The sequence below is a fragment of the Brevibacterium sp. HMSC08F02 genome, assembly GCF_001807555.1.
Lineage (GTDB): Bacteria > Actinomycetota > Actinomycetes > Actinomycetales > Brevibacteriaceae > Brevibacterium > Brevibacterium ravenspurgense.
Window position 1 is genome coordinate 25,087 of record NZ_KV789350.1, and the last position, 21,085, is coordinate 46,171.

18 protein-coding genes are annotated in these 21,085 nt (G+C 63.9%); 15 read left to right on the forward strand and 3 right to left on the reverse strand.

What is annotated here, in order from left to right; all coding sequences use genetic code 11:
• Positions 1-298 precede the first annotated feature (298 nt).
• A complete protein-coding gene (locus tag HMPREF3172_RS03735) occupies positions 299-697 on the reverse strand; it encodes a hypothetical protein (RefSeq protein ID WP_070515604.1) in 399 nt (132 codons plus the stop codon).
• 62 nt (positions 698-759) lie between these two features.
• Positions 760-1,107 (reverse strand): hypothetical protein, encoded by a 348-nt coding sequence (locus tag HMPREF3172_RS03740; protein ID WP_019174727.1) that lies wholly within the window; start codon positions 1,105-1,107, stop codon positions 760-762.
• Positions 1,108-1,145: 38 nt separating this feature from the next.
• Here HMPREF3172_RS03740 and HMPREF3172_RS03745 point away from each other — a divergent pair, with 38 nt between their 5' ends.
• The 9 genes from HMPREF3172_RS03745 (at position 1,146) to HMPREF3172_RS03785 (ending at position 13,413) form a co-directional block, all read left to right on the forward strand.
• Positions 1,146-2,375 (forward strand): cysteine desulfurase family protein, encoded by a 1,230-nt coding sequence (locus tag HMPREF3172_RS03745; protein WP_083281399.1) that lies wholly within the window; start codon positions 1,146-1,148, stop codon positions 2,373-2,375.
• Between the two features lie 102 nt (positions 2,376-2,477).
• Positions 2,478-3,632 carry a tRNA 2-thiouridine(34) synthase MnmA gene (gene mnmA, locus HMPREF3172_RS03750; RefSeq protein ID WP_019174729.1) on the forward strand — a complete coding sequence of 385 codons (1,155 nt, stop codon included), beginning with the start codon at positions 2,478-2,480 and terminating at the stop codon, positions 3,630-3,632.
• 1 nt (position 3,633) lies between these two features.
• Positions 3,634-5,775 carry a S9 family peptidase gene (locus HMPREF3172_RS03755; RefSeq protein ID WP_070515548.1) on the forward strand — a complete coding sequence of 714 codons (2,142 nt, stop codon included), beginning with the start codon at positions 3,634-3,636 and terminating at the stop codon, positions 5,773-5,775.
• Positions 5,772-6,848, forward strand: coding sequence for a hypothetical protein (locus tag HMPREF3172_RS03760; protein WP_070515549.1), 1,077 nt, complete (start codon positions 5,772-5,774; stop codon positions 6,846-6,848). Before HMPREF3172_RS03755 ends, HMPREF3172_RS03760 begins: the two co-directional genes overlap by 4 nt.
• The gene (ligA, locus tag HMPREF3172_RS03765) at positions 6,845-9,031 is read left to right on the forward strand and encodes an NAD-dependent DNA ligase LigA (RefSeq protein ID WP_070515551.1); all 2,187 of its coding nucleotides are present in this window, start codon (positions 6,845-6,847) and stop codon (positions 9,029-9,031) included. Before HMPREF3172_RS03760 ends, ligA begins: the two co-directional genes overlap by 4 nt.
• A 52-nt stretch (positions 9,032-9,083) precedes the next feature.
• Positions 9,084-9,389, forward strand: coding sequence for an Asp-tRNA(Asn)/Glu-tRNA(Gln) amidotransferase subunit GatC (gatC, locus tag HMPREF3172_RS03770; RefSeq protein WP_019174733.1), 306 nt, complete (start codon positions 9,084-9,086; stop codon positions 9,387-9,389).
• 1 nt (position 9,390) lies between these two features.
• Positions 9,391-10,911 (forward strand): Asp-tRNA(Asn)/Glu-tRNA(Gln) amidotransferase subunit GatA, encoded by a 1,521-nt coding sequence (gatA, locus tag HMPREF3172_RS03775; RefSeq protein WP_070515553.1) that lies wholly within the window; start codon positions 9,391-9,393, stop codon positions 10,909-10,911.
• 11 nt (positions 10,912-10,922) lie between these two features.
• Positions 10,923-12,398 carry an Asp-tRNA(Asn)/Glu-tRNA(Gln) amidotransferase subunit GatB gene (gene gatB, locus HMPREF3172_RS03780; RefSeq protein WP_070515556.1) on the forward strand — a complete coding sequence of 492 codons (1,476 nt, stop codon included), beginning with the start codon at positions 10,923-10,925 and terminating at the stop codon, positions 12,396-12,398.
• Position 12,399: 1 nt separating this feature from the next.
• Positions 12,400-13,413, forward strand: coding sequence for a hypothetical protein (locus HMPREF3172_RS03785; protein ID WP_070515558.1), 1,014 nt, complete (start codon positions 12,400-12,402; stop codon positions 13,411-13,413).
• Positions 13,414-13,506: 93 nt separating this feature from the next.
• Here HMPREF3172_RS03785 and def read toward each other — a convergent pair whose 3' ends face one another.
• On the reverse strand, positions 13,507-14,106 hold the full coding sequence (gene def, locus HMPREF3172_RS03790; protein WP_062019360.1) for a peptide deformylase: 600 nt from the start codon (positions 14,104-14,106) through the stop codon (positions 13,507-13,509).
• A gap of 315 nt (positions 14,107-14,421) precedes the next feature.
• On the opposite strand from def, the gene cysK reads away from it, so the two are divergent.
• The 6 genes from cysK to ilvD all read left to right on the forward strand — a co-directional run.
• Positions 14,422-15,348 (forward strand): cysteine synthase A, encoded by a 927-nt coding sequence (gene cysK / locus HMPREF3172_RS03795; protein WP_070515560.1) that lies wholly within the window; start codon positions 14,422-14,424, stop codon positions 15,346-15,348.
• Entirely contained in the window at positions 15,348-16,007 is a 660-nt protein-coding gene (gene epsC, locus HMPREF3172_RS03800; protein ID WP_061943377.1) for a serine O-acetyltransferase EpsC, read from the forward strand. The genes cysK and epsC overlap by 1 nt, the downstream gene beginning before the upstream one ends.
• A 400-nt stretch (positions 16,008-16,407) precedes the next feature.
• A complete protein-coding gene (locus HMPREF3172_RS03805) occupies positions 16,408-17,571 on the forward strand; it encodes an LLM class flavin-dependent oxidoreductase (RefSeq protein WP_070515562.1) in 1,164 nt (387 codons plus the stop codon).
• A gap of 2 nt (positions 17,572-17,573) precedes the next feature.
• Complete coding sequence (locus tag HMPREF3172_RS03810) at positions 17,574-18,287, forward strand: NAD(P)H-dependent oxidoreductase (protein WP_070515564.1); 714 nt, start codon at positions 17,574-17,576, stop codon at positions 18,285-18,287.
• Between the two features lie 159 nt (positions 18,288-18,446).
• Positions 18,447-19,379 carry an NAD(P)-dependent oxidoreductase gene (locus tag HMPREF3172_RS03815; protein ID WP_070515566.1) on the forward strand — a complete coding sequence of 311 codons (933 nt, stop codon included), beginning with the start codon at positions 18,447-18,449 and terminating at the stop codon, positions 19,377-19,379.
• 79 nt (positions 19,380-19,458) lie between these two features.
• Positions 19,459-21,085 (forward strand): dihydroxy-acid dehydratase (gene ilvD, locus HMPREF3172_RS03820; protein ID WP_218078924.1); only part of this gene is annotated, 1,627 nt, incomplete at its 3' end.

The following is a 21,085-nucleotide window of genomic DNA, read 5'->3' on the forward strand; positions in this document are numbered from 1 at the left end:
CGGGCTGGTTTTGGCGGTTGGGGCGCGCCCTTGAGGATGGTTACCGCCGGGTAGCAACAAAAACTCCCGTTAGCAGTTACGGCTAAAGCGCAGATTCCGGCTAAGGGGTGTCTCGGTGCGGCTAAGGCGTGGATTTGTTGCTAACGGGTGTTTTTGTTGGTGGATTGGCTGGCCGAGGTCTCTTCTGAGGGCCGAGGTGCCGGCTGACTGGCCGAGGTCTCTTCTGAGGGGCGAGGTGCCGGCTAGCTGGCCGAGGTCTCTTCTGGGGTCGAGGTGCCTTCTGGCCGGGCCCGCCGGCTTAAGCCCCGTACTGCTGGGCGATGCGGTCTACGCGGATCAGCCACAGGATGCCGAGCACTGGCAGCACCAGCGGAACGAAGCCGTAGCCGATGCCGAAGCCTGACCACACGGTGGCTTCGGGGAAGAGCTCCGGCCTAACAAGGCTGAAAATGCCGACGGCAATAACTCCGACAAGTTCGATGAGCACCGAAACGACAGCAATCCGGTGGGCTGTGCGGTTGGCGATCGCCAGGCAGACCGTCGCAACGATGTAGACGACAGCCGAAAACGCCGACAGGCTGTAGGCCAGCGGTGCACGGTCGAAGTGTGACACGAACTGGTAACCGGCCCGCGCGGATGCCGACAGCGCAAAGATTCCGTACACCGCGGTCAGGGCGCGCCCTGGCCCGGAGTGCATTGCTGAGTATGCGTGCGGCTTGGTGCCGGAAACTCCAGAGTTGTCAGCGTTTGCGTTCGTGTTCACAGCCAGATCTGGTCCATTCGAATAATCATGACGATGACGGTGGCGCCGGCTGCGGCCAGCACCCACGGCCCCCATTTGCTGGGCTCAATGTATCCCCACACCGCGGCTATCGGCACGAGGATGATTGCGGTCAGCACGTACCCGAAGAACAGCAGCGGGTCGGCGTTTGTCTGCCCGAAAAGCACAATGCTGGTGACCAGCTGAACGATCAGCAGCAGAAGCACTGCACCTGCCCACCAGATCATCGCGATCGGTGCCGGACGGTTTCGCAGGGCCTGGATGGTGCCCCACAGGGCAAGCAGCCCGGCGGCCGCATATTGGGCATAGGTCAGGAACGCAATCACGCCTTAGAGTGTATCGCCGCGGTCGTTAGACTCGGTGTGTGCGTTCCTATTTCGACTATGCAGCGACATCGCCCATGCGCCCCACCGCGCTGAAGGCCTACACCGACGAACTGCAGAAAATCGGCAACCCATCGGCCCTGCATTCGCTGGGCCAGCAGTCGCGCCTGCGCCTGGAGGATTCGCGCGAGGTGCTGGCTGGGGCGGTCGGCGCATCGACCCCGGCCGAGGTGGTGCTCACCTCAGGCGGCACAGAAGCCGACAACCTGGCCATCAAGGGTCTGTTCTGGCACCGCAACGGCGTGCCGGCCGAAGGCGCGGGCACGCCAACACCCGCCCCTGAACTGTCCCACCCGGTCATCATCACCACCCCGATTGAGCACAACGCCGTCCTCGACACCGCCGGCTGGCTTGAAACCCAAGGCGCGCAGGTGCTCCTGGTCGACGTCGACGAAGTCGGCCGCATCAAACTCGACCACTTGGAAGAGCTGCTGCGCGAACACGGCGACCGCGCGGCCCTCGTGTCGATCATGTACGCCAACAACGAAATCGGCACTGTCCAGCCGATCAAGGAAGCGGCAGCACTCGCCAAGGCCGCGGGTGTGCCCATCCACACTGACGCGGTGCAGGCATTCGGACAGCTGCCGCTGAACTTCGCCGACCTGGGTGTTGACGCAATGACGGTCACCGCCCACAAGATCGGCGGCCCCGTGGGCATCGGCGCTCTCATCCTGTCGCGCGACATCAAGGCGGTCCCCGTTCTGCACGGCGGAGGGCAGGAGCGCTCGCTGCGTTCGGGCACCCTTGATGTTGCAGGGGCTGCCGCTTTTGCCGCCGCCGCGCAGGAGGCAACGGGGGACCTAGTTCACGAGGCGCCGCGCCTGTCTGGTCTGCGTGACCGGCTGATCGCCGGTATCGAGGACAACGTCCCGCATGCTCACCTGTCAGGTCACCGTGAGGACCGGCTGCCGGGCAACGTCCACTTCACTTTCCCCGGAGCGGAAGCCGATTCCCTCCTGTTCTTGCTGGACGCGGCAGGTTTTGCCACCTCGGCCGGTTCGGCCTGCAGCGCCGGTGTCAACCGGCCCAGCCACGTACTCCTGGCCTGCGGACGCAGCGAAGACGAGGCCCGCTCATCCCAGCGGTTCACACTGGGCCACGGAACAACAGAAGAAGAAGTCGACAAGCTCATCGAAGCCCTGCCCGGTGTTGTCGAGCAGGCACGCAAAGCCGGCATGAACTCCGCCTACGACTGGAGCCAAGCCGACTGAGCCGCAGTTCGGAATAGAATCAATGGCCCAAACGCTGTAACAGCAGAGCTCTGTCACAGCGTGGGCGCTTTCAGAGCCAGCAGCCCAATCGAAGGAGGGACCGTGAAGGTACTGGCAGCCATGTCAGGCGGTGTGGACTCAGCCGTCGCCGCCGCACGAGCCAAAGACGCCGGACACGAAGTCGTCGGCGTACACCTGGCGCTGTCGCGTATGCCCGGAACCCTGCGCACGGGGTCGCGCGGCTGCTGCACCATCGAAGACTCCCGCGATGCAGCCCGTGTGGCCGGCATGCTCGACATCCCGTTCTACGTGTGGGATTTCTCCGAACGCTTCAAAGAAGACATCGTCGATGACTTCATCGCCGAATACTCCCAGGGCCGCACCCCCAACCCGTGTATGCGCTGCAATGAGCGCATCAAGTTCGCCGCTCTGCTCGACCGTGCGCTCGCCCTGGGTTTCGACGCGATTGCCACCGGCCACTACGCCGAAATCCAGTGGGTAGACGGCCACCCGCAGCTGCACCGCGGTCAGGACATGAACAAAGACCAGTCCTATGTGCTGGGCGTGCTGACAGAAGAGCAGCTGCGGCACTGCTATTTCCCCATCGGCGCCAGTGCCGCTAAGGCCGATGTTCGCGCCGAAGCTGCTGAACGCGGCTTCCCCGTGGCGAACAAACCGGACTCCTACGACATCTGCTTCATCCCCGACGGCAACACAAAGGCCTGGCTGGCAGACAAGATCCCCATGCGCCCCGGTCTCATCAAAGACAAAGAGGGCGAAGTGCTGGGCGAACATGACGGCGCACAGTCGTACACCATCGGCCAGCGCAAGGGCCTGGGCATCGACAAGCCGACCGCCGATGGCAAACCCCGCTACGTGGTCGATGTCGACACTCGCACGAACACCGTCACGGTGGGCCAGCGGCCGGACCTTTCCATCACCCGCTTAACGGGCATTCGCACCACGTGGTGCGGTCAGCCTCCGGAAGCCGCCGGAAACTCGGAAGACCGGGCCATGGAGTGTGAAGTGCAGATCCGCGCTCACGCTGAACCTGTGCCGGCCCGCATGTGGATGGGCGAATATCTGCCGGATCCGCCGGAAACCGAATTCAACGTCCCGCAGGCCCGCCCTGCCGGCCAGCTGATGCACATCAGCGTCGACGAACCCCTAAGTGGTGTCGCCCCCGGCCAGACGATGGTCGTCTACGACGGCACCCGGGTGCTCGGCCAGGCCACGATCGACCGCACGGCAGCCTGACATGACCGGCCAGTCTGCATCACCCGGTTCGCCGCTCACTTCGCCCATCACCGCCGAACTGGCAGCGGCCGGCACCAGGCCCATCGACCGAGCCCGCTTCGCTGCCGGCGGGGTGCTGTTCTCCCAGCGCAGAGCAGGGCAGCAGGGTGTCGGCATTTTCTTCCGCGACGGCGACGGCGAGCCCCAGGACATCCTGCCGGAGAAACTGACGGCAGGTTCGCGCGTTCACGAATACGGCGGCGGCGCGTGGGATTGTGCGGCAGACGGCACGATTGTGTTCGTCGACCGGGTTTCACAGCGCCTCTACACGGTCACCCCGAGCACAGCCCCGCAGGCGCTGACGGATGATTCCGCCGGCAGGGTGTTCTTCGGTGACATCACGGTTGCCCGCAGTTCCTCGGCAAACCCGGCTGGCACCTCGTCAGCCCCTGTTTTCACCGCGGTACGTGAGTTCCGCGGTGCGCACCCGCACGACGTTGTTCGGGACATTGTTCTCATTGACCCCAGCGCAGACACCCCGGTGCGCTCGCTTTTCCCCGCGGACTGGACGGGGGAGGACCGCCCGCATTTTATGGCCTACCCGCGGCTGTCCCCGGATGCCAAGCACCTGGCGTTCATCGGCTGGGACCACCCGGATATGCCGTGGGATGCCACCCGCCTGTTGCTAGCTGACCTCGACCCGCAGACCCTCGAACCGCAGGGTCCGCCCGTGGCCATCCTGGGTGCTGAGAAGCGCCAATCGATTCTTCAGCCCGAATGGCTCAGCCGCTCCACACTGACGGTCAGCACTGACGCTCGCGGCTCGTGGGCGGTGGTGAGCGTGGATGTGCGCGTGTTTCGGGACCGTGCGCTCGGCACTCCCGGAACTCCCGAGGCGGAGGTTGCCTCTGTTCTTGACGACCCCGGTGAGATCGGGGGTCCTCTCTGGGTGCTGGGTTCACGCTGGTACCTGCCGGTTCTTGACGGACAGCGGATCGTGGCGGCTGCCGCGCGCGACGGAATCACGACCCAGCGCACGGCAGCGCTCCTATGGGCCGACAGCCGCCCCGACGATCAGGGCAGCAGTCCCGTGGATTTCGAAGCCGACATCGACTGGGCTGAAATTGAGGACTTCCGCGACACGACAGCTCTTATTCGCGCCGGCGGGCGCAACCGGGTCGATGGGCTCTACACCTTCGACATCGCTTCAGGTGAGCTCGAACCGGTGGCCCTGTCGATCGTGCTGCCGGAGAGCTGGTCGGCTATCGCCGAATACCTGCCGCGGGCCGAAGTGCGCGAATACTCCGGCATTCAAGCCGTCTGGTACCCGCCGCGCAAGCCGGACGCTCATGAGGACGGTAACGCCAGCGCGAACCCCAACCCCGAGACCCACGCGGGCAGTGCGGCGGGAGCCGACCTCCACCTCGGCGGCGGTGCTGAACAGGCCCCACCGTGTGTGGCGTTTGTACACGGCGGCCCGACCTCGCGCATTGTGCCGCGGGTGACGCTGCATCACGCGTACTTCACATCCCGCGGGATTGCGGTCATCGACGTCAACTACCGCGGCTCGACCGGAATGGGACGGCAGTACCGCGAAGCGCTCAAGGGCCAGTGGGGCGTGCTTGACGTTGCCGACACCGTGACTGTCGCCCAGGGCTTGGCCGAAGACGGCCTCATCGACCCTGGCCGCGTGGCCATCAGCGGCGGTTCCGCCGGCGGCCTGACGGTGCTGCAGGCGCTGACTACAACAGACGTGTTTGCCTGCGGAAGCTCGTATTACGGGGTTGTGGACCTGCGTTCGCTTGCCGAAGACACCCACGACTTCGAATCCCGCTACCTGGATGGGCTCGTGGGCGGTGGGGATCCTGAAACGCTGCGGAAAGCATCGCCGCTGGACCACCTTGAGGACATCAGCGCACCCGTAGCCGTGTTCCAGGGCGAAAAAGACGCCGTCGTCCCGCCGAACCAAGCGCGCGCACTCATCGACGCACTGGAAAAGGCAAACCTGCCCTACGCCGCACGATTCTTCCCCAATGAAGCCCACGGCTTCAGTGATCCCGAGGCCATCCGCACCTCGCTGGAAGAAGAACTGAGCTTCTACGGCCGCATCATGGGCTTCGCCGTTGACGTCCCGCCGGTGCAGCTGCGAGGACGCGGCAGGTGAACCTGACGGCCACAACCGGCGTGTGGGCCGGAACCGAACCGCGTGAGGCTTTCAGCGCCGCCGTCAGCGCATCTGGCGAAGGCCTGCCGGCCATCCCGCAGATCGCCCAGCCTGCCGAGGGCGGCACCCGCTGGGCGTTGGACTTCCTGGCACCGGCGGCGGGCATGCTCGACCTGCCCGTCGACCTCAGCCCCGCCGGCTGGCGGCTGGCCAGGGGAGAAAGCCGCGAACAGCGGCTGAGCCGTTCTCACACCGCCCAAATCCTCGACGCTGTCGAAGAATACTGCGACGAACGCCCCACGCTTCTCACGCTGCCTGGACCGTGGCACCTGATCCGCCACATGACACTGCCGACTGGGGCGCCAGTCCTGTCCGACTTCGGTGCCGTTCGCGATGTCCTGCAGGCTTACGCTTTCGCTGTCCAGGCGCACCTTGCCGAGGTGGAGCGCAGGACCGGGCAGGCACCTCGGGTGCGGATTGTTGAGAGGCACCTGGACCCGGTCCTCACCGGTTCTGTGCCGACCGACTCCGGGTTCCGAACCCTGCCCGCCCTGCCGGAGCAGGCAGTGTTCACAGGACTGCAGTCCTTCCTGGCCAGGTGCGGGGAGAACCCGCTGCTGCACGTGCCGAAGCTTGCGACCGTGCGGATTGGTGGGAAGGCCATTCGGCACGCTGATCAGCTGCTCGACATCGGTGCCGGCTCGATTGTTGTCGACCTGCCGGCTGGGTCGGGGTCTGATGGGGCTTCTTCCGAGGGGACGGCTGGTGATTCTCCGGTTGGTCTTGCCCGGTGGGAGCGGCTGGCCGAATGGGTTGATGCCGGGCACGAGGTGTGGCTTAAGTTCCCGTACAACCTCCAGCGGGCGCGGTTAAGTCAGACCCTGGCGTTAGTGTGGGAACCGTGGCGGAGAATCGGCATGAGCCGGGCCTCGGCAGCCCAGTTCGGTGTCCTCACCGGCCTTGCCGAACCGGCTTCTGCAGGTCTGCTGCCCACAGGGGCTGACACGGGCACATGCCGCAGCCTCATGGAGGCCGCAACGGATATTCACAACGCGCTGAAAGAAGAAGAATGAGCACCTATTCACCGGAACAGGCAGCAGAACGCGCTGCCCGGCTGCGCGCTGAAATCGAAGAACACCGCGAGGCCTACTACGTTCACGACGCCCCCACGATCCCGGATGCCGACTTCGATGCGCTCATGCGCGAACTCGAACAGCTCGAAGCAGACTTCCCGGAACTGGCCGCTGCGGATTCACCCACCCAAAAGGTCGGCGGCGGGGTTGACACAGAAGCCTTCGCGCCGGTCGACCACGTGGCTCGCATGTACTCACTCGACGACGTCTTCTCCGTCGAAGAACTCGACGCCTGGTTCGCCCGGGTCAAGCGCAGTGTTCCCGCTGGTACGCAGTTTCTGTCGGAAGTGAAAATCGACGGTCTGGCGTGCAATCTGCTCTACCGCGACGGCAAATTGGTGCGCGCAGCCACCCGAGGCGACGGCTACACCGGCGAAGACATCACGGCGAACATCCGCACACTGAAAGACATCCCAGTGGAATTGGACACTGACGCCCCGCCGGCGCAGGTCGAAATCCGCGGTGAAGTCTTCTTCCCGCTGAAAGATTTCGCTGACCTCAACGCGGGCCTCATCGACGCCGGCAAAGACCCCTTCGCCAATCCGCGCAACGCCGCAGCCGGTTCGCTGCGCCAAAAAGACCCCAAGGTCACAGCACAGCGGCCGCTGCGCATGCTCGTCCACGGTGTTGCCGCTTGGGAAGCCGGTGACGGCCAGGAACTGCCCAAGCGCCAGTCCGAGGTCTACGACATCCTGGGTGAGTGGGGCCTGCCCATTTCGCAGTACTACAAGCACTGCGAAACCGAAGACGACGTCCACGCCTACATCGAGCACTACGCCGAACACCGGCACGACCTCCTGCACGACATCGACGGCATCGTCATCAAGATCGACGACTTCGCGGTGCAGGAACAGCTTGGCTATACATCGCGAGCACCCCGCTGGGCGTGCGCGTACAAGTACCCGCCGGAAGAAGTCACAACAGAACTGCTCGACATCCGCGTGCAGGTGGGCCGCACCGGCCGGGTGACCCCGTTCGCGATTATGGAACCCGTCCTGGTCGACGGCTCCACGGTCGAAAAGGCCACCCTGCACAACGGCTACGAGGTCAAACGCAAGGGCGTGCTCATCGGCGACACCGTCATCCTGCGCAAAGCCGGCGACATCATTCCCGAAATCCTCGGGCCGGTGGTTGATAACCGCGACGGCACAGAGACTGAATGGCACATGCCCACCCACTGCCCGGACTGCGGCACCGAACTGGTCGAACAGAAAGAGGGCGACCGCGACCTGCGGTGCCCCAATTCGCAGACCTGCCCGTCCCAGGTGGCAAACCGCCTGTTCTACCTGGCTTCCCGGGCAGCCCTTGACATCGAAGCTCTCGGCGAAGAAGCCTCGCTCGCTCTGACCAACCCCCTGAGCCCAGACGAACCGCCGCTGCGCTCAGAGGCCGGACTATTCGACCTCAAGGCCGAAGACCTCGCCGACGTGTGGGTTGAACGCGAAGAAAAGAAGAACGGTGTGCCCACCGGCAACATCAAGCGCATCCGCTACTTCTACAACCAGCCCGAGTACTACACCTCGGGCCCGGACAAAGGCAAGATCAAAACCCCGGCCCAGCCATCGGCGGGCACGCTGCGTATGCTCCAGGAAATCGAGGGGGCAAAAGACAGGCCGCTGTGGCGCGTTCTCGTTGCCCTGTCCATCCGCCACGTGGGCCCCACCGCCGCGCGGGCGCTGGCAGCCCACTTCGGATCAATGGATGCGCTGCGGGCAGCCGACCTCGACGCGCTGACCGAAGTTGAGGGCGTGGGCACGACAATCGCCCAGTCGCTCATCGACTGGTTCGAAGTTGACTGGCACGCAGACATCGTCGACCGCTGGAGTGCCGCCGGGGTGTCAATGGCCGACGAGGTCGCAGAAAGTGCCGAAGAAGCCGGACCGAAGCCGCTGGAAGGCAAAACGGTCGTGGCCACCGGATCGCTCGAAGGCTACACGCGGGACTCCGTGAAAGAAGCCATCATCGCCGCCGGAGGCAAAGCCGCCAGCTCGGTCTCGAAGAAAACCGACTACATGCTGGCTGGCGAAAAGGCCGGTTCGAAGCTTGCGAAAGCAGAAGAGCTCGGCATCACCGTGCTGACAGAAGAGCAGTTCAACGCGCTGTTGGCCGGAAAAGACGTCTGAAACAGCGGAAGTACAATCAGACCAGCAGTTATATCAAGCAGAAAGGGTGACGATGTCGGAGGAATCCGCAATCACATCCGACCAGATTGCGCACTTGGCGCAGCTGTCGCGCATCGCCATGAGCGATGAAGAACTCACAGGACTCGCTGACGACCTCGGCACCATCATCGAGGCCGTCGCCCAGGTCAAGGAAGCAGTTGGGGAAGACACCCCGGCCACCAGCCACCCCATCCCGCTGACCAACGTCCTGCGCCCCGACGTCGTGGGCCCTGTGCTCACCCCCGAACAGGCTCTTTCCGGCGCTCCCGCGCAGGAAGACAGCAAGTTCCTCGTACCGCAGATTCTGGGGGAGGACTGACATGGCCGATCTGACTCAGCTTTCCGCACTCGAACTCGCTGAAGGCCTCAAAGCAGGCGAATACAGCTCGACCGAAGTGACCCAGGCTCACCTTGACCGCATCGAAGCTATCGAACCGCAGGTCAAGTCCTTCGTCACCGTCACCGCCGACACCGCTCTGGCAGCAGCGGCCGATGTTGACCGTCGCCGTGCAGCAGGCGAAGACCTCCCGCTGCTGGCCGGTGTGCCCGTCACCCACAAGGACCTCGTGGCAACCGAAGGCATCCGCACCACCGCATCCTCGAAGATGCTCGAAGACTGGGTGCCGCCGTACTCCGCCACCGTCTACGAAAAGACGAAGGCCGCCGGCATGCCCATGCTCGGCAAGACCAACCTCGACGAATTCGCCATGGGCCAGTCCACCGAACACTCGGCGTTCGGCCCCACCCGCAACCCGTGGAACCTCGACCGGATCCCCGGCGGTTCCTCCGGTGGTGCGCTCGCCTCGCTGGCCGCATTCCAGACGCCCCTGGCACTGGGCACCGACACCGGCGGGTCCATCCGCCAGCCTGCTGCCTTCACCGGCACCGTCGGCATGAAGCCCACCTACGGTTCGGTATCCCGCTACGGCATCATCGCCATGGCAAGCTCGCTGGACACCGTGAGCCCGTCGGCCCGCACGGTTGCCGACACCGCAGCCTTCCACCAGGTGCTCGCCGGCCACGACCCACTGGACTCGACGTCCCTGCCCGATGAAGTCCCGGACTTCCTCGCAGCCGCCAAGCGCGGTGCCGAAGAAGGGCTGAAGGGCAAGCGCCTGGGCGTTATCCGCCAGCTGCTCAGCGACGACACCTCAGACGCTGTGCGCACCCAGTTCCAGGCCGCCGTCGACGAAGCCCAGAAGCAGGGTGCAGAAATCGTCGAAATCGACGTGCCCAGCCTCGGCTACGCGGTGCAGGCCTACTACATCCTCATGTCGTCGGAAGTGTCGTCGAACCTGGCCCGCTACGACGGCATGCGCTTCGGCCTGCGCGTCGAACCCGAAGAAGGCCCCGTCACCGCCGAAACCGTGATGGCCGCTACCCGTGCAGCCGGTTTCGGCAAAGAAGTCAAGCGCCGCATCATCATGGGCACCTACACCCTGTCGGCAGGGTTCTTCGACGCGTTCTACGGCTCAGCCCAGAAGGTGCGCACCCTCATCCAGCGCGACTTCGCCCAGGCCTTCGAACAGGTCGATGCGCTCATCGCACCCACCACGCCGAACACCGCGTGGGAATTCGGTGCGGAAAACCGCCTGAGCCCCATGGAGATCTACCTGTCAGACGTCACCACGATTCCCGCGAACCTCGCGGGCATCCCCGCCATGAGCCTGCCCGCCGGCCTGGCAGACGACGGCCTGCCCGTCGGCCTGCAGCTGCTGGCACCGGCACGCGCCGATGAGCGTCTGTACCAGATCGGTTCGGGCATCGAAGCCGCGCTGAACGCAGCTCGCGGCGGCAGTGTGCTCGACAACATCCCCGCACTCGCAGCGGACAAGAACTGAGGAGCGGAAACATGAACTACGAAGAAGCCGTATCCAAATACGATCCGGTCCTCGGCATCGAAGTCCACGTTGAACTCGGCACCGAGACCAAAATGTTCGACGCCGCCCCCAACACCTTCGGCGGCACCGCAAACGCCAACGTGACCCCCACCTCGCTCGGCCTTCCCGGGTCGCTCCCGGTTGTCAACGAAAAGGGTGTCGAATCGGCCATCAAGATCGGCCTGGCACTGGGCTGCGAGATCGCCGAATCGTGCCGTTTTGCGCGCAAGAACTACTTCTACCCGGACCTCGCGAAGAACTTCCAGACCTCGCAGTCGGACGAACCGATTGCCTACGACGGTTCGGTCGAAGTTGAACTCGAAGACGGCGAAATCGTCACGGTGCCGGTTGAGCGTGCACACATGGAAGAAGACGCCGGAAAGAACACCCACGTGGGCGGTTCCGGTCGCATCCAGGGTGCCGAATACTCGCTCGTCGACTACAACCGTGCCGGCGTTCCGCTGGTCGAAATCGTCACTCGTCCCATCGAGGGCACCGGTGCACGCGCACCGGAAGTCGCCGCCGCCTACGTGCGCACACTGCGCGACATCTTCCGCGCCCTCGGAGTGTCCGAAGCTCGCATGGAGCAGGGCAACGTCCGCGCTGACATCAACGTGTCGCTGCGCAAGTCGCCGGATGCGCCGCTGGGCACGCGCACCGAAACCAAGAACGTCAACTCGTTCCGCTCGATCGAGCGTGCTGTGCGCTACGAGATTGTCCGCCAGGCCGAACTGCTTGACGCCGGCGAATCGATCCTGCAGGAAACTCGCCACTTCCACGACGAAACCGGCGAAACCTCTCCAGGCCGTGAAAAGTCGGACTCCGATGACTACCGCTACTTCCCGGAACCGGACCTCGTGCCGGTTGTGCCGTCGCGCGAATGGGTTGAACAGCTGCGCGCCGAACAGCCCGAGCTGCCCACGGCCAAGCGCCGCCGGCTCATTGGCGAATGGGGTTTCTCCGACCTCGAAATGCGCGATGTCATCAACGCCGGTCTGCTCGAAACGATCGAAGCGACCGTTGCCGCCGGTGCCAAGCCGCAGGGCGCGCGCAAATGGTGGACCGGTGAAATCGCCCGCCAGGCCAAGCAGCAGGACGTCGAACCGGAAACCCTCGTGGCTCCGGCTCAGGTTGCCGAACTCGAAAAGCTCATCGCCGACGGCAAGCTGAACGACAAGCTCGCCCGCAAGGTCCTCGACGGCGTCATCGCCGGTGAGGGTGACCCGCAGGCGGTTATGGAAGCCAAGGGCCTGGAAATCGTCAAGGACGATGGCGCGCTCGAAGCTGCTGTGGCCACCGCAATTGCCGAGAACCCTGACGTTGTCGAACGCATCAAGGGCGGACACATGCAGGCCATCGGCGCCCTCATGGGCCCCATCATGAAGGCCACCCGCGGGCAGGCTGACCCCAAGCAGGCGCGCGAACTCATCATGAAGAAGATCGGCTGATATGACTGCTCGCTGGCGGAAACTGTGGGAACGCGAACTGGGCTCAACCGTGCCCAGCTACCGCTTCCTGGTCGCAGATTCCGTCAGCGAATCAGTCACCCGCGCGTGGAAAGCCCGCGGGTACGAACTGGCAAGCACTTCCGGCAGCACCAAAGCGCTCGGTCCGCTCATGCACCGGAACGTGCTTGCCAGTCGCGCCGTCTTCATCGGCACAACAACCGTCGGCGGAATCGTCACGGGAGGACTGGCATTCCTTACGGGCGTTGCCTCACTCATCGTCGGTGACCTCGTGGATCCCGGCGCAATCCTCACCGGTCTGTCAGCCGCCGGTACGCTCGGCACATCCGGGTACACGGGTGTGCGCTACCTTCGCGATCCCAAGCGGCTGAACAAAAAGGCTCTGGAAGACGCCCAGAACGCCATGTGGCTCACCCCGCAGGCACTCGGGTACTCCTTTGGTCGGCAGGACACCGACGAACAGCGGCTGTTCCACCTGACCGTGCACATCGCACAGCAGATCAGTCGCACTCCAGCCTGGAACGACCCAGTGCTGGAAGACCACGTGTCCCACATCGACCTTGACCACGCCGTATCAACGATCGGCGTGCGACTGCAGGAAATCTACCTGCTGCGCAGCGAACTCGAATCTCTGCGGGATAAGCGAACCGCACCGCAGATCGACGCCTATCAAGAACAGCTGGCCGCGGCATTCCGTTCAATTGCCGACCGTGTCACCGCAATGCACGACTACCTGGGCGGTCTGGGCCGCCTGTCGGTCAAACTCAGCGAACTGCAGCGCAGCGAACAGTCCCGCGAAATCGGGGAACGTGTACTCGACGTGGTTGCACGCACCGCAGCTGATGACGCAGCGCTGACCAACCTCGAACACCTGGGGCTCGCGGCAGATTCACACGTCGAATCAATCCAGCAGCTGCTGGGCGAACTCGAAAGCTCAGCCGCAGAATTCAGCGGAGAAGCCGAGGCGGTCAAACTCGACCGCGAACTCGACAGGTAACGCGAAACCGGCAGGGGAGCGGCGCCTCGTCAGCAGCAGAACCCCGCGGATACCCGCGGTCAGGCGTGCAGTGGTGAGCGGCGCCTGGTCAGATCAGTCCAGGTCTTCGTCGACAGCTTCGTGTCCGAACGGGTCGGGGTCGGTGCCCGGCAGCCACGACAGGCCCGGTTCGCCGTAGCCGAAGTCGGCTTTGGCGCGCGTCCACTTCTTCGTCCAGCGCTTATCCAGGCGGTCAACGTACAGCGTGCCCTGCAGGTGATCGAATTCGTGCTGCATGATGCGGGCAAACCAGCCTTCGGCGCTCAAGGAAATGCGCTCGCCGTTTTCATCAAAGCCGTTGACCGTCACCTTGTTTGCGCGCTTAAGCGGAAAGTCCAAGCTCGGCACAGACAGGCAGCCTTCGGATTCGGTGTCTGGGTGCGGGCGGCTGTCGGGGATGCGCGACGCCGTGAGAATCGGGTTGATGAACACTCCGCGGCGACGGCGGCCCTCAACTTCGTCATCCGCGTCATAGACGAAAATCTGCTTGCCCACGCCGATCTGCGGGGCGGCCAAACCCACGCCATTGGACACCTTCAGCGTTTCGAACATGTCTGCGACGAGAGTGCGCAGATCATCATCGAAATCCACAACGGGATCGGCTTTGCGGTGCAGAACAGGTTCGCCGTACACGACGATCGGATGAATTGCCATGCGCTCATCCTATCGACAGGCACTGACACGGTAAGGGACATCCACCCGCGCCGACAGGGGAGCGAAATGTCCGGTGGGGAAGCGCAGTCTGGCGCATGGGTTACATGCTCGCAGGCTGTGATGTGACCCTCATCGGCCGTCCCCGGTTGTGCTGTCGCGAAGTCGACAGGCCATAATCGGGAATATATGTCCGGTCAGCTCTGTTATCCGGACTGAAGATCAGCAGCTGAAGCCATTGGCTGGTGTGTCACGTGTAAAAGCGGGACTGCCGGCAGCAGTTCCGTGAACCTTTTCGAATCAACTCAAAGGAAAGCTGTGACTGTTTACAACAGTGTTTCGGAACTCGTCGGCAAAACACCCCTCCTGCGTCTTAAGCACGCCAGTGAGCGCACCGGTGCTGAAATCCTCGCCAAGCTCGAATACTTCAACCCCGCCAACTCGGTGAAAGACCGCATCGGCGTTGCCATGATCGACGCCGCTGAGGAAAGCGGCCAGCTCAAGTCCGGCGGCACCATCGTCGAAGCCACCTCGGGCAACACCGGCATCGCCCTGGCCATGGTCGGAAGCTCGCGCGGCTACCGCGTTGTGCTGACGATGCCGGAATCCATGTCGATGGAACGTCGCGCTCTGCTGCGCGCATTCGGCGCTGAACTCGTTCTGACCCCCAAGGCCGACGGTATGAACGGCGCTGTCAGCAAGGCCAAGGAAATCGCTGAAGAAACCGGTGGTCTGCTGGCTTCGCAGTTCGCCAACCAGGCCAACCCCGAAAAGCACTACGCCACCACCGGTAAGGAAATTCTCGAAGACGCCGGCACGGTCGACATCTTTGTTGCAGGCATCGGCACCGGCGGCACCATCACGGGTGCTGGTCGCGCTCTGCGCGAAGCCAACCCGGACGTGAAGATCGTCGCTGTCGAACCGGAAGCTTCACCTCTTCTGTCCGAAGGCCAGGCTGGACCCCACGCCATTCAGGGCATCGGCGCGAACTTCGTTCCCGAGGTCCTCGACACCGAGCTCTACGACGAAGTCCAGGCCATCGGCAACGAAGAAGCTCTTGAAGCTGCACGCCGCGTGGCTCGTGAAGACGGCACGCTCGTGGGCATCAGCGCAGGTGCTGCTCTTGCGGCAGCCGAAAAGGTTGCATCGCGTCCGGAAAATGCCGGCAAGAACGTCGTCGTCATCTTCCCGGACCTCGGTGAGCGCTACCTGTCGACGCCGCTGTTCCAGGAATACATGCACTGATGAGCCGACTCCTCAAAGGTGCGCTGCTGGCTGGTAGCGCGGCACTCAGCACGGCCGCCGCGGTCGGTTTGTCTAAGCCGAACGTGCGGGCGACTGTGCGCGAAGACCTCGACAATGCCCGCCGCCGTGACCCCGCGGCGACGAACGATGTTGTCACTGCGCTGAGCTACCCGGGCCTGCACGCCATTTGGGCGCACCGGGGGATTCACCGACTGTGGAACAGGCCCGGTGGCAAGGCTCCTGCACGTCTGCTGTCGCAGGCTGTGCGAGCGTTGACCGGTATTGAGATCCATCCGGGTGCCACCATCGGCCGGCGGTTCTTCATTGACCACGGCAGCGGCGTTGTCATCGGTGAGACAGCTGAAATCGGCGACGATGTCATGCTGTACCACCAAGTGACTCTCGGCGGCACCTCGACCGAGGCCGTCAAGCGCCACCCCACCATCGGCAACGATGTGCTCATTGGCGCCGGAGCTGTTGTGCTGGGGCCCGTTGAGGTTGGCGATGGTTCTTCGGTCGGTGCGAACGCTGTCGTTGTGGGCGATGTTCCTGACGGCACGATCGCCGTTGGCATTCCCGCCAAGATCAAACGCCCCAAGGAGCGCCACGTCCCCACCCACGGCGAGGTGGAACTGGTCGATCCGGCCATCTGGATCTGATCTGGACGCGGTTTTGTGAGTGGGTCACGCGGTGAGGTGATTCGTTTCAGCGGCTGTGGCCCCTGTCTTACGGCAGGGGCCACAGCCGTTTGTGGGATCGAACCAATAGTCCAGCATCAAGGTGACGGCCCCGGGGAGTGGTGCGGCGCCTCGTCATTGCGCCCTGCCACACGCTTTAGCAACGAAAACTCCCGTTAGCAGTGGTTGCTAAGGCGCGGATTCCGGCTAACGGGAGTTTGCGTGCGGCTAAGGCGCGGATTCCGGCTAACGGGTGGCTCGCCGGAATGAACTCACGAGGTGGAGGTCGGATTGACCTGCTGGGTCGGGAACTTTCTCTGGCACCCCTCCGTTAGAGTGGTTGACAGTTCAATCAACTCAATCTGAGTCTTAGGAGCGCACTGTGGAATTCGGAATCTTCACGATCGGTGATGTCACCCGCGATCCCGTGAACGGCACAATCCCGACCGAGCACGAACGGCTGATGAGCACCGTGAAGATCGCCGAACACGCAGAAGCCGCCGGCCTCGACGTCTTCGCAACCGGTGAACATCACAACCCGCCGTTTGTCGCCCCGGCCAACCCGACCGTCCTCTTGGCGCACCTGGCCGCGCGAACCGAAAAGATCCACCTGAGCACCTCGACAACCCTCATCACAACCAATGATCCCGTCCGGTTGGCCGAAGACTACGCCTACCTTCAGCACCTGGCCGGAGGACGCATCAGCCTCATGATGGGCCGCGGCAACACCGGCCCCGTCTACCCGTGGTTCGGTCAGGACATCCGCGAAGGTATCCCGCTGGCAGTTGAGAACTACGCACTGCTGCACCGCCTGTGGCGCGAAGAGAACATCAACTGGGAAGGCCGCTTCCGCACGCCGCTGCAGGGCTTCACGGCAACTCCGCGCCCGCTGGACGACATCCCGCCTTTCGTGTGGCACGGCTCCATCCGCTCACCCCAGATTGCCGAACAGGCCGCATACTACGGCGACGGCTTCTTCCACAACAACATCTTCTGGCCCACGTCACACACCGCGCGCATGGTCAACCTCTACCGCCAGCGCTACGAGCACTACGGCCACGGCAAGGCCGAACACGCAATCGTCGGATTGGGCGGGCACGTGTTCATGCGCAAAAACTCCCAAGACGCGGTCAATGAATTCCGCCCCTACTTCGACAACGCTCCCGTATACGGCCACGGGCCGAGCCTCGAAGAGTTCTCCACCCAAACGCCGCTGACAGTCGGCAGCCCGCAGCAGGTCATTGAACGCACCCTTAGCTTCCGCGACTGGGCCGGTGACTACCAGCGCCAGCTGTTCCTCATCGACCACGCGGGCCTGCCACAGAAGACAGTGCTCGAACAGATCGACATCCTCGGCGAAGAAGTCGTCCCTGTCCTGCGCCGCGAATTCGCAGCCATGCGCCAGCCCGGCGTTCCTGAAGCGCCAACGCACGAATCACTCATGGCTCGCCACGCAGCAGGAGAAGACCCCATCCCTGGTGGCGGACCGAACTCGAAGGCGGCCCAGGAACGTGCACGCGCTGCCGAAGAACACCAGGAGGGCTGACCGTGAAGATCACAGCGCTGACAGCCTCACTGTCCGAATCGAGCACCAGCAATCGGCTGGCGCAGAGGATCCTCGACGCAGCGGCAGAGCTAGCAACAGAAGCCGCGGCAGAAACTGCAGCAGAAACCGCGGCAGCAGACCCACAAGCGTCAACAGCCCCACTCGAAACCGAGACCATCAACCTGCGCGAGTTCTCCCACCAGCTGGTCGATTCGATGCTCACCGGAGTGCCATCGGATGAGCTCGACGAGGTCTACGCAAAACTGCGCACCTCCGACGCTGTCGTGCTCGCAGCGCCCGTTTACAACGCGGCCCCCATTGGTCTGCTGACCATGTTCCTGCAGCTGTTCCCCGAGGCCGGTCTGCGCGGCATTCCCGTCTTGCTTGCCTCCACCGGTGGCACCGCCCGCCACTCCCTGGCCATGGATCAGCACATTCGGCCCGTCATCGCCTACCTCAAAGGGCTTGCTCTGCCGACGGCGGTCTTCGCCGCCACCGACGACTGGGGGCTGCCGGAAGAGCAGACCGGTATGCGCAGGCGGATCGAGGCGGCAGTCCAGGAACTGCTGGAGCTCACCTCGGGAAGTGGGCAAGGTGCCGGAAACTCACGAGGTGCCAGCACCTCGGGCGCCCACGGCACCTCGCGCCGTGTGGAGCCGGTCGATGAGTTCGATCCGAACACCATCACCCCGTTCGATCAGCTGCTCGGCCGCTGAACCGGGCCAGGGGAGCGGCACCCAGCCGCGAGCAGACGAGAAGCTGAGCTCCACCTCGTGAGCTCCACCTCGGGAGCCGCGCCCCGTCAACCCAACCGGCTCTGTCCGCCTTGTGAACTGGGCCCGGACGAAACTCGGCCAGGCTGACACAATGAGGCCATGAGCACGATCACGAAAATCGCCTTTCCGGACCCCGACCTTCTTGACGATGTGCGCTCGCGTCTGAGCGAAAGCGCCCGCAGCACCCTGGACCTGCGCGTGTGGTCGGCTGAACATCCGGACTCTGACCCGGCAGATCTCGACGCGGTGATCCTGCCCTATCTGGGTGCGGAGTCGACTGTTGCGAAGCTCGATGAAATCAACGACCTCAAACTCGTCCAGGCTCAGACCACCGGCTACGACGTGGTCAACCACCTGGTCGGCAAGGTCACCGTCACCACCGGTGCGGGAGCGCACGCGGCAGCGACTGCGGAGCTTGCCGTTGCCCTCGTACTGGCGCGGCTGCGGGGGCTGGACGAAGCGGCCCGCAACCAGCTGACTGGCACATGGGATCACCAGCGCCGCCTTTCCCTGGCCGACCGGAAGGTCACCTTGCTGGGAGTCGGTGGGATTGGTGAGGAGATCCGCCGCCGCCTGGAGCCGTTCGAAGTCGAGATCACCCGCGTGGGCAGCCGCGCCAGGGAAGACGAACACGGCACGGTCTACGGCAACGATGACCTTGCCCAGATCCTTCCGAACACGGAAGTGCTCATCATCGTCACGCCACTGAACGAACACACCGAAGGCATGGTGGACGCGGAATTCCTCGTGCAGCTGCCCGACGGTGCGCTCGTGTGCAATGTGGGCCGCGGCAAGATCGTCGACACCGACGCTCTGCTCGCTGAACTCGAATCGGACCGACTGCACGCCGCGCTTGACGTTGTCGACCCCGAACCGCTGCCGGAGGACCACCCGCTGTGGAAGGCGCCCAACACCCTCATCGCCCCGCACGTCGGCGGCAACACGAGCGCTTTCTTCCCGCGGATCCTGGGGATCCTCACGGAGCAGCTCGAGCGGATTGCCGCGGGCGAGGAGCCGCTCAACAAGGTCTGAAACTGCTGGTACGCACCCCGCCTGTCCACATAGTGCACACGTTCTCCAGCATGTGGACAAGAGGATTTAGACTGCGCTTATGAGCGAAACACCAGATATCAAGCCGCGTTCGCGCGACGTAACGGACGGACTCGAGCGCGCCGCTGCCCGCGGCATGCTGCGGGCAGTTGGAATGGGCGACGAGGACTGGGAAAAGCCGCAGATCGGTGTGGCCAGTTCGTGGAACGAAATCACCCCCTGCAACCTCACGCTGGAAAAGCTTGCCGGGTTCGCCAAAGAAGGCGTCCACGCTGCCGGCGGTTACCCGCTGGAGTTCGGCACGATTTCCGTGTCCGACGGCATTTCCATGGGCCACGAGGGCATGCATTATTCGCTGGTGAGCCGCGAAATCATCACCGACTCGGTCGAAACCGTCTTCGGTGCTGAGCGCCTGGATGGCTCGGTCCTGCTGGCCGGCTGTGACAAGTCGATTCCCGGCATGCTCATGGCTGCTGCCCGCCTGGGGCTTTCGAGCGTGTTCCTCTACAACGGCTCGATCATGCCGGGCACCGCAAAGCTGTCGGACGGCACCGAAAAGGAAGTCACCCTTATCGATGCCTTCGAGGCGGTCGGCGCCTGCCGTGCCGGCAAGATGACCGAAGCTGACGTCGACGCCATCGAGCGCGCCGTCTGCCCTGGTGAAGGTGCATGTGGCGGTATGTACACCGCCAACACGATGGCCTCGGCCGCCGAAGCTATGGGCATGTCTCTGCCGGGTTCGGCAGCTCCGCCGGCCATTCACCGCAACCGCACGCTGTTCGCCCGCGCATCGGGTGAAGCGGTTGTTGAGCTGCTGCGCCGCGGCATCACCACGAAGGACATCATCACCTACGAATCGATCTGCAACGCGATTGCAGTGACGATGGCCTTCGGTGGCTCGACCAACGCGGTGCTGCACCTGCTGGCAATCGCCCACGAAGCCGGTGTTGACCTTTCGCTCGATGACTTCAACCGCATCGGCGACAAGGTTCCGCACCTGGGCAACGTCAAGCCCTTCGGTGACTACGTCATGAACGACGTCTTCAAGATGGGCGGCGTTCCCGTGGTCATGAAGGCTCTGCTGGACGCTGGTCTGCTCGAAGGCGACTGCATGACGGTCACCGGCAAGACGGTTGCCGAGAACCTCAAGGCCATCAACCCGCCGGACCCGGACGGCAAGATCGTCCGCGCTATGAGCAACCCCATCCACAAGACCGGTGGTCTGACGGTGCTCACCGGTTCGCTGGCACCGGAGGGTGCGGTCGTGAAGTCGGCAGGCTTCGACGCCGACGTCTTCGAGGGCACCGCGCGCGTCTTCGACCGCGAACAGGCCGCAATGGACGCCGTTCTGGAAGGCAAGCTCAAGGCCGGCGACGTCATCATCATCCGCTACGAAGGCCCCAAGGGCGGCCCGGGTATGCGCGAAATGCTCGCCATCACCGGTGCCATCAAGGGTGCGGGCATCGGCAAGGACGTTCTGCTCATCACCGACGGTCGCTTCTCGGGTGGTTCCACCGGTCTGTGCATCGGCCACGTCGCACCTGAAGCCGTTGACGGCGGACCGATCGCCTTTGTCGAAGACGGCGACAAGATCACCGTCGACATCGCCGCCCGTTCGATCGACCTGCACGTTGATCAGGCTGAGCTCGACCGACGTCGCGAAAACTGGACGCTGCCGGAGAACCCGC